Origin of the sequence: Streptomyces asoensis (assembly GCF_013085465.1) — a bacterium.
In the GTDB taxonomy this organism is placed as follows: domain Bacteria; phylum Actinomycetota; class Actinomycetes; order Streptomycetales; family Streptomycetaceae; genus Streptomyces; species Streptomyces cacaoi_A.
Genome location: NZ_CP049838.1, coordinates 8,651,352 through 8,666,140 on the forward strand (window position 1 = coordinate 8,651,352; position 14,789 = coordinate 8,666,140).

A 14,789-nucleotide genomic window follows, 5' to 3' on the forward strand; every position below is an offset into this window, starting at 1 on the left:
GACGCACAGCGCGACTCCCCGGAGCAGAGAGGCAGTGACCGTGTTCGACACCGACAGCTACCTGCGGCGGCTGGGCCACGACAGTGAGCGGGCCGGGCGTCCCGCGCCCGACCTGGCCACCCTCGTCCGGCTGCACAAGCGGCACATGGAGACCGTGCCGTTCAGCAGCACCGGCTCCCTGGCCGTGCCGACCGCGAGCGGCGAGGTGGTCGATCTGGTCGACTTCGACCAGGACGCCACCTTCGACGCCGTCGTCGCGGCGGGCCACGGCGGCGGCTGCGTCCAGATGACCCGGCTGTTCCTGCGCCTGCTGCGCGACCTCGGCTACGACGTCGACCTGATCGCCGGCACCACGGCCGAGGGGAAGGCGGACTATGGCGTCGATGTCGAGCACATGCTGATGGTGGCCCACGTCGACGGCGAGCGCCGGCTCGTCGACGTCGGATATGCCGGGCCGTCGTTCCTCGCACCGCTGCGTCTCGACGGCGCCACGGACGGGCGGGAGCAGGTGCAGTACGGCTGCCGGTACCGCCTGGTCGAGGACGGCGACGGTGTGCTCCTTCAGCGCAGGCCGCGGCTGGGGCGCTGGAGCGTGGTCTTCCGCTTCACCCCGAAGGTCCGCGAGCCGGCCGAGTGGTGCGCCTTCCAGGACCTGGCCAACGTGAAGCTGGCCGCGGTGACCCCGGAGAGCGCGCCCCAGCTCTACAGCCGGGCTGTCGCCGACGGTCAGGTGGTGCTCAAGGGCCGGCGCCTCCTGACGGTGCGGGCCGGCATCGAGAAGTCCCGAACCATCACCGACGACGAGGAACTGCGCACGGTCCGGGACGCGATCCTCGGCGGCACGCTCGACTGAAGCGCGGCACGCCGTTCCCCTCGCTCGATGCGGGTCCCACGCCCCTCGTCCCATCACCGTCGACAGAACAGGATGGACATGCGTCGCAACCTATCCCGCTCGGAGAACCTCTACGCCGGGGAGATGAGAACGCAGGCTGTGCGCATGTGCATGGTGCGCGGCGGCGTCGACCCCGACGTGCTCGACGCGGCGTTCGCAGCGGTGCTCGCCGACCACCCCTCGCTGCGCAGCCGCCTCGAGCAGGACGCCGAGGGTGCTTTTCTCAGCCTGCTGAAGCCTGACGAGCTGCCGCGCCTGGTCGTGCGTCCCGACGGCCCGGACGTGCTGGTCCAGGAGTGGAACACGCCGCTGCCGCTGGGCGGCCCGCTGGTCCGCGCGGTGCTGCTGACCGGCGAGCAGGAGGACACACTGCTCCTCGGGGCCGACCATGCGATCTGTGACGGCCGCAGCGCGACCGCCCTGTGCTTCCGCCTGTGGCGGTACTACGCCGATATCAAGGCCGGCACGCACCCGGCCGGCCGACCCGTCCGGGAGGACTGGCCGGCGGCGATCGACGACCGCCTGGCACCCGTCACCGAGGCCGACGTGGCTGCCTACGTCCGGGCGCGGCTCGACCGGGCCGAGGGCGCCCCCGTCGCCGCCCTTCCGTACCTCGCGGCCCGGTCCGGCGACGTGGCGCCCCAGCAGGGCCGGACCCAGTCACGCCGGCTCCGGCTGACCGCCTCCGAGACCACGGCGCTCCTGGGGTTCGCCAAGAGCGCCGACGTGTCGGTGCACGGGCTGGTCGGCGCGACGATCCTGGCAGCCGTACGGTCCGGTCTTCCCGCGGAGTATGCCGACCACCGGCTGGCCTGCGTCTCCACGGTGGACCTGCGCGAGCGTGTGGAGCCCGCGCTGAACCATGAGGTGATGGTCCCCGCGGCCTCGTGGTACCAGGATCTGGTCGACGTACCGGCGGGGGCCGACCTCGTCGCACTCGGCCGTCGTCTCGGCGCGGGCCTGGGCGCCGCGGTCGACCGGGGTGACCCTGCCCTCGAACTTCAGTCACTGGACAGGCTGCTGGCCACCCCGCAGCTGCTGGCGGCGAGCATGGTGATGACCAACATCGGACGCGTCACCCTCCCGCCGCCCCCGCCCGGACTGGAGATCGTCGACATGCGAGGGTTCGCGGTGTCCAGCAAGGCGCCGTCGTTCCTCCAGCACGGCCCGGTGCTCGCCTCGCTGACGACGGTCCGCGACCGCTTCCGCATCGAGATGCCCTACAGCACCGAGTGCTTCACGGAAGGACAGATGGACGCGGTCCACGACCATGTCCGGGCGACCTTGCGCGAGTTCACCGACCGTGCGCCGGTTCCGGTCGGGTGAGGACCCGGCGCGCTAATCGCCCGCGCGGGTTCCGACGACGACCGTGCAGTACATCTCGTCGTTCGTCGACACGCGCGGGACGAGGCCGTGGTCGGCCATCGCCCGTGCGGTGAGCGGCGCCTGCTCCTCGCTGGTCTCGATCAGCAGGCTGCCGCCCGGCGCCAGCCACGCCGGTGCGCCGACGGCGACCCGCCGGTGCACCTCGACACCGTCGGCGCCGCCGTCGAGCGCGTGCCTCGGTTCGTGGTCGCGTGCCTCGGGCGGCATCATCGCGATCTCGTCCGTCGGCACGTACGGGGCATTGACGACCAGGACGTCCACGCGGCCGCGCAGCGAGTCGGGCAGCGCGTCGTACAGGTCCCCCTCGTACACATGGGCGTCGGGGCCTGCGTTCAGCCGGGCGCAGCGGACCGCGTGCGGGTCGACATCGGCGCAGGACAGGTCGATCCCGGGGACCCGCGCGGCGACGGCGGCGCCGATCGCTCCGGTTCCGCAGCACAGATCGACGACGACCGAGCCCGGCCGGGCCAGCTCCGCCGCGAGGTCGACCAGGAACCGGGTGCGCTGACGCGGGACGAACACACCGGCGTCCACCCGGACCCGCAGGCCGCAGAACTCGGCCCAGCCGAGGATGACTTCGAGCGGTTCGCCGACGACGCGGCGGTGCACCAGCACGTCCAGCTCGGCGGGTGTCGCGGCAGCGTCGAGGAGCAACTCCGCCTCCTCCTCGGCGAACACGCATCCAGCGCCGCGCAGGGTGCTCACCGTGCGTAACAGCACCTCAACGGCGGGAGTGATCGACATCGAAGCCTTTCGAGGAAGAATCCGGCCGGCCGGGCCGATCCGCAGGCCGCGGATGCGTCACGTGCCGTCAGACCGGGGGATGTGGCGTGAGGGGATATCAACTTACGGTGACCAGCGGACGGTTCGCGCAGCTTAGCAGGAGAGGCCAATGGAGTTCGTGACCAAGGAAGTTGGCATCGAACGTGGGTCAGCGGCCATGAGGGCCGCACGGTGGCGGGCGGCTGGGCGATCATGAGTACGGTCACCGGTCCCGCGGAAGTCTCCGCGGTCGCCGCCCCCGATGCCCCCGACCCGCGCACGACGGCGGGCAAGCTGGCCGACCTTCGACAGCGCACCGACGCCGCGTTGCACGCCGGCAGCGCCGCCGGGGTGGAACGCCAGCGGGCGAAGGGGCGCGGAACGGCCCGCGAGCGCATCGATGCCCTGCTCGACCCCGGCTCCTTCGTCGAACTCGACGCGCTGGCCCGGCACTCGCCGGCTCCCGGCGCGCAGGAGCGTCACGCGATGGGGGACGGCGTCGTCACCGGCACCGGCACCATCGACGGCCGCCCCGTGGCCATCTACAGCCAGGACGCCACCGTGTTCGGCGGAACACTCGGTGAGGTGCACGGTGACAAGATCGTCAAGCTGATGCGCCTGGCGGCCAAGGTCGGCTGCCCGCTCGTGGGCATCAACGACGGCGGAGGTGCGCGCATCCAGGAGGGTGTCGGCACACTCGGCCGCTACGGCGAGATTTTCTACCACAACGTGCGCTGCTCCGGCGTCGTCCCGCAGATCTCGCTGATCATGGGCGCGTGCGCCGGGGGCGCGGTGTATTCGCCGGCGCTCACCGACTTCACCGTCATGGTCGACCGGACCAGCCACATGTTCATCACCGGGCCCGAGGTCATCAGGACCGTCACCGGCGAGGAGGTCGACTTCGAGACCCTCGGGGGCGGCCGTCCGCACAACGCCCGGTCGGGCGTGGCGCACTACCTGGCCTCCGACGAGGACGACGCGCTGGCCTACGTCAAGGACCTGCTCAGCTATCTGCCGAGCAACAACCTCTCCGTGCCGCCGGTCTTCTCCCCACCGGAGCCGGCGGGTTCGAGCGCCGACGGGCCGACCGCCACCGATCTCGAACTCGACACGATCGTCCCGGACTCGCCCCACCAGGCCTACGACATGCTCGAGGTCGTCACCAGGGTGCTCGACGACGGCGAATTCCTCGAGGTGCAGCGGATGTTCGCGCCCAACATCCTCGTCGGCTTCGGCCGGGTGGACGGGCGCAGCGTCGGCGTCGTCGCCAACCAGCCCACGCATGTCGCGGGTTGCCTGGACATCAACGCCTCGGAGAAGGCGGCGCGGTTCGTGCGCACCTGCGACGCGTTCAACGTGCCCGTCCTGACGTTCGTGGACGTGCCGGGTTTCCTGCCCGGCGTCGACCAGGAGTGGGACGGGATCATCCGGCGGGGCGCCAAGCTGATCTACGCGTACGCGGAGGCGGTCGTCCCCAAGATCACGGTGATCACGCGCAAGGCGTATGGCGGTGCCTACGGTGCCATGGGCTCCAAGCACCTCGGCGCCGACGTCAACCTGTCCTGGCCGACCGCGCAGATCGCCGTGACGGGCGCGGCGGGAGCCGTCGGCATCCTCTACCGCAAGGAACTGGCGGCGCTCGAGGGCGATGAACTGGCCGAACGACGCGCCCGGTTGGTGCGGGAGTACGAGGACCAGGCCACGCCCTACGCCGCGGCCGACCTCGGTTACGTCGACGCGGTCATCCAGCCGTCGCGCACCCGTGCGCAGATCGGGTGGGCGCTGCGGCTCCTGGAGACCAAGCGCGCGGAAGGGCCACCCCGCAGGCACGGGAACATCCCGCTCTGAGGGGACCCGCCCCCCGGGGCGGGGACGCGACGGAACGACCGGAAACACAGCGGGACCCGGATCTGACAGTTGACGGACCGAAAAGGGCGTACACACATGAGTCTCCCCGGAAGCGATACGCATTCCGAGTCGCTGAAGACACCCGATCCCCATGACTTCCTGGCCCTGGACGACGAACTGGACGCCGCCGAGCGGGACGTGCGCGACACCGTGCGCGCCTACGCGACGACCGAGCTCCTGCCGCACGTCGCCGACTGGTACGAGCGCGCGGAGCTGCCCCGGTCGATCGCCAAGGAACTCGGCGCGCTCGGGCTGCTCGGGATGCAGTTGGACGGCTACGGCTGCGCCGGGCTCTCGGCCACCGCCTACGGCCTCGCCTGCCGCGAACTGGAAGCGGTGGACTCCGGACTGCGCAGTTTCGTGTCCGTGCAGGGCTGCCTCGCCATGTGTGCCATCCACCGCTGGGGCAGCGAGGAGCAGCGGCAGGAATGGCTGCCCCGCATGGCCGCGGGCGAGGCGCTCGGGTGCTTCGGCCTGACCGAACCGGAGTCGGGTTCCGACCCCGGTTCGATGCGTACGTTCGCCCGTCGCGACGGTGACGACTGGGTGCTCAACGGCACCAAGGCCTGGATCAACAACGGCGCCCTCGCGGACGTCGCCGTGATCTGGGCGCACGCGGAGGACGAGGTGCGCGCCTTCCTCGTGCCCACCGACACGCCGGGATTCACCGCCGAGGAGATCACCCGCAAGCTCGCTCTGCGGGCCTCGAACACCGCCGGGCTCACCCTGGACGAGGTGCGGGTCCCCGCTTCGGCCGCCCTTCCCGGGGCCCGCGGTGTGAAGACGGCGTTCTCGTGCCTGAACGAGGCCCGCTTCGGCATCGTCTGGGGTGTCGTCGGCGCCGCTCGCACCTGCTACGCCAGCGCGCTCGACTACGCCGTCGGTCGTGAGCAGTTCGGCCGCTCGCTCGCCTCCTTCCAGCTCTCCCAGCGCAAGCTCGCGGACATGGTGGTGCACGTCACGCACGCCGGGATGACCGCGCTGCGGCTGGCCCGGTTGAAGGAGGCCGGCCGGCTGGCGCCCACGCAGCTCAGCCTCGGCAAGCTCGCCAACGTGCGCGCCGCGACCGAGGTCGCCCGTACGGCCCGCAGCATCCTCGGCGCCAACGGCATCACCCTCGAATACCCGGTGATGCGGCACATGTCCAACTTGGAGGCCGTGCTCACCGTCGAGGGGACCGAAGAGGTCCACACCCTCAGCATCGGCCGTGCGGTCACCGGCGTTCAGGCATTCCGCTGACGGTCCCGAGCATGACGCTGCCGCCCGGCAGCGCGTGACAGCCGCCCCCCGCACAACGAGGAGTTGCCATGCAGCGGCGCGACATTCCACCACCCCTTCGAGCCATGGGCGATTGCCCGCGGCGCATGAGCCGGGGCAGGAGGGCGGGAAGGTGAAGGCTGTCTACGCGGCACGTCCCGATGCCGAGGACCCGCTGGCCGCCCTGGTCGTCGGCGAGCGACCCGACCCCGAGGTGCCCGATGGGTGGGTGCGCGTCCGGGTCAGGTCCGTCTCCCTCAACCACAAGGATCTGTGGACCCTGAGGGGCGTCGGCCTGAACCACGACAAGTATCCGCGGATCCTGGGCTGCGAGGCGGCGGGGGAGGACCCCGACGGCCGGCGCGTGGCGCTCTATCCCGTACTGGAGTCCCCGCCGGGCACTGCGGACGAGACCCTGATCCTGCCGGCCGCGCAACTCGTCGGCGCCCGGCCGGGCACGCTGGCCGAGTACATCGCCGTGCCCGCGGCCAGCCTGCTGCCGGTCCCGGACCAGCTGGCCTGGGAAGAGGCGGCCTGCCTGATCTGCACCTGGCTGCCGGCGTACCGCATGCTGTTCACCAAGGCCGGGCTCCAGCCCGGCGATTCGGTGCTCGTGCAGGGCGCCGCCGGCGGACTCTCCACCGCGCTGATAGCGCTGGGGGTGGCCGGCGGACTCCGGGTGTACGCCACCAGCCGTACCGCCGACAAGCGAGAGCTGGCCAGGCGCCTGGGTGCCCACCAGGTGTTCGAACCCAAGGCGCAACTGCCCGAACAGGTGGACGCCGTCATCGACAGCGTCGGCCGGGCGACGTGGACGCACTCCCTGCACAGTGTGCGCCCCGGTGGCACGGTCGTCGTCGCCGGCGCCACGTCCGGCGATGTCTCGCCGGCCCGGCTGCACCGGGTCTACTTCCACCAGGTCAACATCGTCGGGTCGTTCAGCGGCACACGGGACGAATACGCGCGGATGCTGAGGCTGATGCACACCACGGGAATCCGGCCCCTCGTGGACGACGTGATGCCGCCCCAGGACGCGCGAGCGGCGTTCAAGCGCCTGCTGGACGGCGACGTCCGGGGCAACCTCGTACTGAGCTGGCCGTAGGGTGCGCGGCGCGGCTGCCCGGCGACCGGCTCGCCGCTGGGCAGCCATCCGGGGACCGGACCGAGGTTTCAGGACTCGAGGATCCTGCGCTTCTGGTCCTCGAACTCGGCCTCGGTGAGGACGCCCTGGGTCTTGAGCTCCCCGAGTTGCTTCAGCTGGTCGATCTTGCTGCTCATGTCGGCCGGCTGGGCGGGTGGGGGAGCGGCGGACGGCGCCGGCTGCGGCGCGGCCTGCTGGGAGTCCTGCTGGGCCCAGCGCCCTTGCTGGCGGCGTGACACGCGGTTCGACACGGCGGTCGCGGTACCGGCCACTACGGCTGTGCGGGCGACCCCGCGGAGGAGACCTGGCACGGCGGTTTCCTTTCTCGCCGGAGACCTGCGAAAGAGACGGCTTCTCCGGCCGACGCGCGACGGACGGCGCACCGGATACCTCCATTGGACCACCGCCGGATTTCCCTCGCACCTCGGCCACGGCGCTGAACTGCGTGAATACCGGTGTTCTGCCGGTTGGTGCTTCTCATGGCAAGCTGATATGTGGGCGACCGAACGGCCACCTGTCAGTGGCGAGATGTGTGTGGGAGGAGCCCGAAATGACCGCGACCGGAATGCATCACGGACACGGAACGGCAAGCAGCGGAGCGTGGGTGTCCGGCTGGACCGGATTCGCCGGGGTCATGATGATCTTCGGCGGGCTGATGGCGATATTCCAGGGAATTGCCGCGATCGCCCAGGACGACGTCTTTGTCGTCACCCGCGATTACGCGTACAACTTCAACCTGACGAGTTGGGGCTGGATCCATCTCGTCCTCGGCGTTCTGGTCGCGCTCGCGGGCGCCGCTCTGTTCCGTGGCGCGGTGTGGGCACGCGTCGTCGGCGTCGCCGTGGCCGGCCTGTCGATGATCGCCAATTTCATGTGGCTGCCGTACCAGCCCGTCTGGGCCATCGTGCTGATCGCCGTGGACGCCTTCGTCATCTGGGCGCTGTGCATCGGAACGGGCCGGGACGCTCGCACCGAGTAGCCCGTCAGCGCTGAACTGCGACGCGACCCGTCCGAACAGCCCGTCCCACCAGCCCGTTCCTCCAGCCCGCCCGACCGGCCCGCCCGAGCGGTTCGCGCCGCCCCGTGCGACCCGTCCGGCGGGTATGGGGCCGTTCGAGCGGGCGGAGACCCCGGGCGGCTGACGGGAGACGCCCCATCGTGCCGTATCGATCCACGCGTGTTTTCGTTGTCGAGCGGATTCCTCTGAATATCCGCCGGATGTCCGCGCCGGCACGCACAGGGAGACACGAGTGGAAACCAGCGGCAGTGACGGTCGCCAGCCCCTTGCCCCGCTTCTCCTCAAAGGGCAGAAGGCGCTGGTGACGGGCGCGAATTCCGGTATCGGAAAGGCCACCGCGATCAGCCTCGGGCGGGCGGGCGCCGATGTGGTCGTGAACTATGTGGCGGGGCGGGAAGCCGCGGAAGAAGTGGTGCGCGAGATCGAGGGTTTCGGTGTCCGCGCCTATGCGCACGAGGCCGATGTGTCGCAGGAGGACCAGGTCGTCGACATGGTGTCCCGTATGGTCGAGGAGTTCGGGACCATCGACATCATGGTCGCCAACGCGGGCCTCCAGCGAGATGCCCCCGTCACCGACATGACCATGGCCCAGTGGCACAAGGTGCTGGACGTGAATCTGACCGGCCAGTTCCTGTGCGCACGCGAAGCGACCAAGGAATTCATGCGGCGCGGTGTCGTCCCGGAGATCTCCCGGTCCGCCGGGAAAATCATCTGCATGAGTTCGGTCCACCAGATCATTCCCTGGACGGGCCATGTGAACTACGCGGCGTCCAAGGGCGGGGTGCAGATGCTCATGGCGACCCTCGCGCAGGAGCTCGCGCCGCACCGGATCCGGGTCAACGCCGTCGCTCCGGGAGCGATCCGCACGCCCATCAACCGCAGTGCCTGGGACACCCCCGAGGCGGAGGCCGACCTGCTCCGGCTCGTCCCCTACCACCGCGTCGGCGACCCGGACGACATCGCGAACGTGGTGGCCGCGCTGGCCTCCGACCTCTTCGACTACGTGGTGGGGACCACGATCTATGTCGACGGCGGCATGACGCTGTTCCCCGGATTCGCCACGGGTGGCTGAGACCCGCCACACCTCCGCCATCCGGGACGAGCCACCGAGGATCATGTGAACAGCGCGATCGACCACTTTCTGGCGGACGGCCCCGCACAGCTGCTGCCGGCCCGGGAGCTGATGGCCTTCACCCTGGGCTCCCACATCCTGCTCGTGCCCTTCGGCGTGGCCCTGCCCGCCATCACCCTCCTGATGCACTACCGCGGGCTGCGCAAGGGCGACGCCGTCGCCCTGCTGCTCGCGCGGCGCTGGTCGGCGGTCATGGCCGTCCAGTTCGCCATCGGCATCGTGACGGGCACCGTCCTCTCCTTCGAACTCGGCCTGCTGTGGCCGGGGATGATGGGCCGGTGGGGTGATGTCTTCGGCCTCGGCTTCGGGGTCGAGGCCTGGGCGTTCTTCCTCGAGGCGATCCTCATCGCCATCTACCTGTACGGCTGGCGCCGGCTCAAGCCGTGGACGCACTTCTGGCTCGGCCTGCCCCTGCCGCTGGCCGCCCTGATGGGGGCGTTCGGCATCGTGGCCGCGAACTCCTGGATGAACACCCCGCGCGGTTTCACACTCGACGGGTCCGGCAACCCCGTGGACGTCGACGTACGAAGGGCGATCTTCACACCGATGTTCGGCCCGGAGTACTGGCACTTCGTGGTCGGAGTGGTGCTGACGGCCGGCTATGTCGTCGCCGGGGTGTACGCGGTCGGCTGGCTGCGGGGGCGCCGGGACCGCTACCACCGGCTCGGCTTCACCGTGCCGTTCTCCGTCGCCGCGATCCTGACCCCCGTGCAGTTCATGCTCGGGGACTCGATCGCCCGGTCCGTCTTCCACAAGCAGCCGGTGAAGTTCGCGGCCACCGAGATCGTCTGGAAGACCGACACCCATGTGCCGGAGTACATGTTCGGGCGTCTGCATCCCGATGGGACGATCTCCGGCGGGATCAAGATCCCCCAACTGGACTCGATCCTCGCCGGTTTCAGCCCGGACACCAAGGTGACGGGCCTGTCCTCGGTCCCGGCGGGCGACCGCCCGACGGCGACTCAGGCCACGATCGCGCACTGGGCGTTCGACATCATGGTGACCATCGGAAGCCTGCTCCTCCTGCTCGCGCTCTGGTACGGCTGGTGCTGGCTCCGCCGCCGTGACCTGCCCAGGTCACCGTGGTTCTTCCGGTGCGCGGCGCTGGCCGGCGGCGCCTGTCTGCTGACCGTGGAGTGCGGCTGGATCACCACCGAGGTGGGCCGGCAACCCTGGATCGTCTACCAGAACATGCGGGTCGCGGAGGCGGTGACGGACACCCGTGCCTCGACCCTGTGGACGATGCTCGGCCTCGTCGTGGTGCTCTACGTCCTGGTGTTCGGCTCCTTCCTGACCGTCCTGCTGAAGATGAGCAGACGGTGGCGGCTGGCCGACGAGGGCGCCGTCACGGCAGCCGCCACCGGGGACGTGGAGGGCGACACCCCCTACGGGCCCCGGCCGTTGTCCACGACCGGCGGCAGGGACGGGGGCGGCGCATGACCGAGGACGCCGTCGCCTGGGTGCTGCTGGCCGTGGTGGCCGCCTACGCGTGTGCCGGCGGCACGGACTACGGCGCCGGATTCTGGGACCTGTTCGCGGGCGGCGCCGAGCGGGGCAAGCGCCCCAGGTGGCTCATCGACCACGCCATGGAACCGGTGTGGGAGACCAACAACGTCTGGCTCATCTTCGTCCTGGTCATCATGTGGACCGGCTTCCCGGTCCTGTTCCAGACGGTCTTCACGGCCATGTGGCTGCCGCTGGCGCTGGCCGCCGTGGGACTCGTCCTGCGCGGCGCCGGCTTCGCCCTGCGCAAGCCCACGCAGCGTCTGGCCGGGCGCAGGGTCTACGGCGCCGTCTTCGCCGTCTCCTCGCTGCTGACGCCCTTCTTCCTCGGCGCGGCGGTCGGCGGGCTGGCCACGGGCCGGGTGGCTCCCGGCACCGAGGCGTCGGCCGACGCGTGGTCCAACGGGACGTCCGTGATCGCCGGCCTGCTGACCGTCGCCGCGACCGCCTTCCTCGGGGCGGTGTTCCTGACCGCCGACGCCCGCCGCTTCGACGCCGCCGACCTGGTCGGGTACTTCCGGCTGCGGGCCTGGTGCAGCCTGGGCGCCCTCGCCGTCCTGGCGGTCGTCGGCCTCGTCGTCACCCGCGAGGACGCGCGCCATGTCCACGACGGGCTGACCAGCGGCATCGGTCTCACCCTCGTCCTGGTCGCGGTTGTCAGCGCGCTGGCCACCGCCGGTCTGCTGTACCGCTCCGCCACGGGATGGGCGAGGATCACCGCCGTCGGCAGCGTGGCCCTCGTCGTCGTGGCGTGGGGGCTGGCCCAGCGGCCCTATCTCATCCCCACCTCGCTGACCGTGTCCGAGGCGGCCGGCGCGACGACGACGCTGCGCTGGCTGCTGCTGGTCACGGCCATCGCCGTGGTGCTCGTCGGACCGCCCCTCGTCCTGCTCTACCGGCTGGACACCGCCGGGGCCCTCCAGCCCCTCACCGAGGCGGACCTGCGGCGGACGGCCGCCGGACGGGAGCCCGAGGACCCGTGACCGGCGGCGGGGAGTCGGTGCGCGGGGCCGGGCAGGGGCCGCCGATCGTGCTGGTCCTCGGTGTGTCCGGTTCCGGGAAGACCACCGTCGGCAAGGCGGTCGCCGAGCGGCTCGGAGTGACGTTCGTCGAGGGCGACGGCTTCCACAGCGCCGCCAACGTCGCCAAGATGACCGCCGGCCACGCCCTGGACGACGCCGACCGCGAGCCCTGGCTGCGTGCCCTCGCCGACCGCGTCCGGCGCTCCGCCGAGGCCGGGGAGGGGCTGGTCCTCGCCTGCTCGGCCCTCAAGCGGGCGTACCGCGACGAGCTCCGGGCGGCCGCGGGCGCCCGGCTCTGGTGCCTCTACCTCGCCCTGGACCGGGACACCGCACGGGACCGCGTGTCCCGGCGCACCGGTCACTTCATGCCCGCCCGGCTGGTCGACTCGCAGTTCGCGACGCTGGAGCCACTGGAACCGGACGAGCCGGGCCTGACCCTGGACGCCACAGTCGGCCTTCCGGCCGCTCTCGCCCGGGTGCGGGCCGCCGTCGCCGACTTCGGGCCGTCCACGGGCCGCTGACGGGTCACGCGCTCAGGAGTACGGCGACGTCTCCCGGCTGCGGTGTCAGGCCGCCGGTACGGGTGACGGGGAGGAGCCGGCCGTCACTCCGCACCAGGAACAGCATCCGGTGTCCGGCCGGAAGGGTGCCGTCGAAGCGATGCGTCACGACCCGGGCGCCCCGGGCGTGACGACGTGCCAGTTCGGGTCCGGTCAGATCCGGATCGAAGAGCACCTCGCCGCCCGCGTAGGGCGTGATGACGCCCTGGCTCTCCGCGGGCGGCCGCAGCCGGTGGACCGTGCCCTCGACGCTCCCCCCGAGATGTGTGGCCGCCAGCGCGTTGAAGTCGTCCTCGCCGGTGAGCAGCAGGACCCCGGTGAGGCCCTCGAGCTCCGCGCCCTCGCCCGTGGCCGCGGCGAACAGCTCCCCGGGGGCGAGTTCGATCCCGGCGGCCCTGATGCTGTCCCGCTCCGCCTCGCGCCCCGCCCACATCACCACGTCCAGCCCGGCCGACCGCAGGGCCCGCCCCAGATCCACCACCCATGGATCCCCGCCCACGAGCAACGGCCGGGAACGCGTCGAGCGCACCACGCCCAGCCGCCCGGCCACCGCCGCCGCGCTCAGCCCGTACAGCGTGACGGTGGCGACGATCACCACGAAGGTGGTCGGCAGGATCTTCGCCGCGCCCCCGACGCCCTGGTCCACGAGCGTGGCCGAGAACGTCGAGGCGGTGGCGGCGGCCACGATCCCGCGCGGCGCCATCCACCCGAGGAAGCCCCGTTCCCCGGCCGTCAGATCGGTTCTCCACGTCGACACCGCCGCCACCAGGGGGCGGGCCACGAACACCAGGACCGCCACGAGCCCCAGCGTCGGCAGCACCACATGCCGTAGGGACTGGGGGCTGACGGTGGCCGAGATGGAGACGAACAGCAGTCCGATGACCAGATCCACGAGGGTCTCGAAGAACGGCCTTCGGGCGGTGACGCCCCCGCCGGACAGGTTCGCCACCGCCAGCCCCATCAGGACGGCGGCGATGAGTCCGGTGTCGTCCCGGACGATGTCGCAGGCGGCCGCCACGCCGACCACCGCGGCGAGCTGCACCGTGGTGGCGAGCACCTCCCCGAGCCGGAGCCTGCGCAGCGCCACCGTCAGTACGGCCGCTCCGACGACGCCTCCCGCCACCCCCACCGCCGTGCTGACGGCGAAGGCGCCGAGCCGGCTGCCGAAGCCGCCGGGGCCGCCGGCCGTGACGGCGTGGAAGACCAGCGCACCCAGGATGCCGCCCACGGGATCGATCAGCGACCCCTCCCAGACGAGGATCCGCCGCAGTCGCTCCGTGGGGCGGACGAAGGCGAGCAGCGGCCCGACGACCGTCGGCCCGGACACGACCAGGATCGCTCCGAGCATCACGGCCGCGCCCCAGGACATCCCGAGGAACGGCATGGCCACCAGTGCCGCCGAAGCGCCGGTGACCAGCGCGCCGAACCAGATCAGCCGCACCACGACCCGGCGGGTGTGGGCTCGCAGACTCCTCAGGTCCAGGCCGAGTCCGGCGTCGTAGAGGATCACCGCGACGGCCAGCGAGACCAGCGGGGAGAAGGCGCTGCCCAGAAGCCGCTCGGGGTCGACGTCGTCGGTCAGCGCGCCCGCGGTGAATCCGACGGGCAGCAGAACGATCAGTGCGGGGATGCGCAGACGGTTCGCCAGCACCTGGGAGCCGACGGCCAGCACGACGATCAGGCCGAGGCCCAGGAAGACCTGGTCTTCCGACACCGCGACGGTCTACATCCTCGGCGGCCGCACGTCGTCCGTCTCGTCCAGCGCGGCCAGGACGGCCGGTACCGGGATCCGCCCGGAGGCGACCAGCTGCGCACCGCCGCGTCGCAGGGCGGTGGCGAAGGGCGCGGCCCACAGGTTCTCGTAGACCAGGATCGCCGCGGAGTTGCCGGGCCCCAGAGCGCCGCCGGCCTCCTCGACGTCGTCCTGGCCCAGCAGGCCGGAGGAGGCGCCCTCGAACACGGCCAGGTCCAGAGCTCCGTCGCCGGTGAGGTCGGCGATCTCCAGGCCGACCACGGATCCGTCCTCCTCCTTGCGGACGAACAGCAGATCGAGGATCCGAATCAGGCCGCGGTCCACCAGATCGACCAGCAGGGGAAAGCCCTCGCCGGTCATGCGGTTTCCGGGAAACTCGACGACGACATAGTCGATCGGTCCCATTTCGACGAATTCATCGCTCACGGCTTCACCCCTGGGTGGTCACGGCGTTG

Annotated in this window: 14 protein-coding genes; 10 read left to right on the forward strand and 4 right to left on the reverse strand. The window is 71.3% G+C overall.

Features of this window, described 5'->3' with window-relative positions:
- Positions 1–34 precede the first annotated feature (34 nt).
- Entirely contained in the window at positions 35–853 is an 819-nt protein-coding gene (locus tag G9272_RS38475) for an arylamine N-acetyltransferase family protein (RefSeq protein WP_171400837.1), read from the forward strand.
- Between the two features lie 123 nt (positions 854–976).
- Positions 977–2,218, forward strand: coding sequence for a phthiocerol/phthiodiolone dimycocerosyl transferase family protein (locus G9272_RS38480; protein WP_216377853.1), 1,242 nt, complete (start codon positions 977–979; stop codon positions 2,216–2,218).
- Between the two features lie 12 nt (positions 2,219–2,230).
- Here G9272_RS38480 and G9272_RS38485 read toward each other — a convergent pair whose 3' ends face one another.
- Entirely contained in the window at positions 2,231–3,022 is a 792-nt protein-coding gene (locus G9272_RS38485) for a putative protein N(5)-glutamine methyltransferase (RefSeq protein WP_171400839.1), read from the reverse strand.
- A gap of 231 nt (positions 3,023–3,253) precedes the next feature.
- Between G9272_RS38485 and G9272_RS38490 the strand changes: the two genes are divergently transcribed.
- The 3 genes from G9272_RS38490 to G9272_RS38500 all read left to right on the forward strand — a co-directional run bounded on the left by G9272_RS38490 (position 3,254) and on the right by G9272_RS38500 (position 7,307).
- On the forward strand, positions 3,254–4,888 hold the full coding sequence (locus G9272_RS38490) for an acyl-CoA carboxylase subunit beta (RefSeq protein WP_171400840.1): 1,635 nt from the start codon (positions 3,254–3,256) through the stop codon (positions 4,886–4,888).
- 96 nt (positions 4,889–4,984) lie between these two features.
- Positions 4,985–6,187 carry an acyl-CoA dehydrogenase family protein gene (locus G9272_RS38495; protein WP_171400841.1) on the forward strand — a complete coding sequence of 401 codons (1,203 nt, stop codon included), beginning with the start codon at positions 4,985–4,987 and terminating at the stop codon, positions 6,185–6,187.
- 151 nt (positions 6,188–6,338) lie between these two features.
- Positions 6,339–7,307 (forward strand): zinc-binding dehydrogenase, encoded by a 969-nt coding sequence (locus G9272_RS38500; RefSeq protein WP_171400842.1) that lies wholly within the window; start codon positions 6,339–6,341, stop codon positions 7,305–7,307.
- A gap of 68 nt (positions 7,308–7,375) precedes the next feature.
- On the opposite strand, the gene G9272_RS38505 is transcribed toward G9272_RS38500, so the two are convergent.
- Positions 7,376–7,657 carry an SHOCT domain-containing protein gene (locus tag G9272_RS38505; protein ID WP_171400843.1) on the reverse strand — a complete coding sequence of 94 codons (282 nt, stop codon included), beginning with the start codon at positions 7,655–7,657 and terminating at the stop codon, positions 7,376–7,378.
- A gap of 239 nt (positions 7,658–7,896) precedes the next feature.
- On the opposite strand from G9272_RS38505, the gene G9272_RS38510 reads away from it, so the two are divergent.
- From G9272_RS38510 to G9272_RS38530, 5 genes are all read left to right on the forward strand, one after another.
- The gene (locus tag G9272_RS38510) at positions 7,897–8,325 is read left to right on the forward strand and encodes a DUF7144 family membrane protein (RefSeq protein WP_171400844.1); all 429 of its coding nucleotides are present in this window, start codon (positions 7,897–7,899) and stop codon (positions 8,323–8,325) included.
- A gap of 271 nt (positions 8,326–8,596) precedes the next feature.
- Positions 8,597–9,436, forward strand: a complete 840-nt coding sequence (locus G9272_RS38515; RefSeq protein ID WP_171400845.1) for an SDR family oxidoreductase — start codon at positions 8,597–8,599, stop codon at positions 9,434–9,436.
- A 45-nt stretch (positions 9,437–9,481) separates the two neighbouring features.
- Complete coding sequence (locus G9272_RS38520; protein WP_171400846.1) at positions 9,482–10,936, forward strand: cytochrome ubiquinol oxidase subunit I; 1,455 nt, start codon at positions 9,482–9,484, stop codon at positions 10,934–10,936.
- Positions 10,933–11,982, forward strand: coding sequence for a cytochrome d ubiquinol oxidase subunit II (locus G9272_RS38525; RefSeq protein ID WP_171400847.1), 1,050 nt, complete (start codon positions 10,933–10,935; stop codon positions 11,980–11,982). Before G9272_RS38520 ends, G9272_RS38525 begins: the two co-directional genes overlap by 4 nt.
- Positions 11,979–12,542 carry a gluconokinase gene (locus tag G9272_RS38530; RefSeq protein WP_171400848.1) on the forward strand — a complete coding sequence of 188 codons (564 nt, stop codon included), beginning with the start codon at positions 11,979–11,981 and terminating at the stop codon, positions 12,540–12,542. The genes G9272_RS38525 and G9272_RS38530 overlap by 4 nt, the downstream gene beginning before the upstream one ends.
- Positions 12,543–12,546: 4 nt before the next feature.
- Here the strand turns inward: G9272_RS38530 and G9272_RS38535 are convergent, their stop codons facing one another.
- Positions 12,547–14,295 (reverse strand): cation:proton antiporter, encoded by a 1,749-nt coding sequence (locus tag G9272_RS38535; protein WP_171400849.1) that lies wholly within the window; start codon positions 14,293–14,295, stop codon positions 12,547–12,549.
- Between the two features lie 9 nt (positions 14,296–14,304).
- Positions 14,305–14,739, reverse strand: a complete 435-nt coding sequence (locus G9272_RS38540) for a DUF6325 family protein (protein WP_171402356.1) — start codon at positions 14,737–14,739, stop codon at positions 14,305–14,307.
- Positions 14,740–14,789 lie beyond the last annotated feature (50 nt).

Excerpts from the sequence above, each read along its gene's own strand:
- G9272_RS38480 (WP_216377853.1), top strand. The coding sequence starts at position 977 with ATGAGAACGCAGGCTGTGCGCATGTGCATGGTGCGCGGCGGCGTCGAC.
- G9272_RS38485 (WP_171400839.1), bottom strand. The coding sequence starts at position 3,022 with ATGTCGATCACTCCCGCCGTTGAGGTGCTGTTACGCACGGTGAGCACC.
- G9272_RS38490 (WP_171400840.1), top strand. The coding sequence starts at position 3,254 with ATGAGTACGGTCACCGGTCCCGCGGAAGTCTCCGCGGTCGCCGCCCCC.
- G9272_RS38495 (WP_171400841.1), top strand. The coding sequence starts at position 4,985 with ATGAGTCTCCCCGGAAGCGATACGCATTCCGAGTCGCTGAAGACACCC.
- G9272_RS38510 (WP_171400844.1), top strand. The coding sequence starts at position 7,897 with ATGACCGCGACCGGAATGCATCACGGACACGGAACGGCAAGCAGCGGA.
- G9272_RS38525 (WP_171400847.1), top strand. The coding sequence starts at position 10,933 with ATGACCGAGGACGCCGTCGCCTGGGTGCTGCTGGCCGTGGTGGCCGCC.
- G9272_RS38540 (WP_171402356.1), bottom strand. The coding sequence starts at position 14,739 with ATGGGACCGATCGACTATGTCGTCGTCGAGTTTCCCGGAAACCGCATG.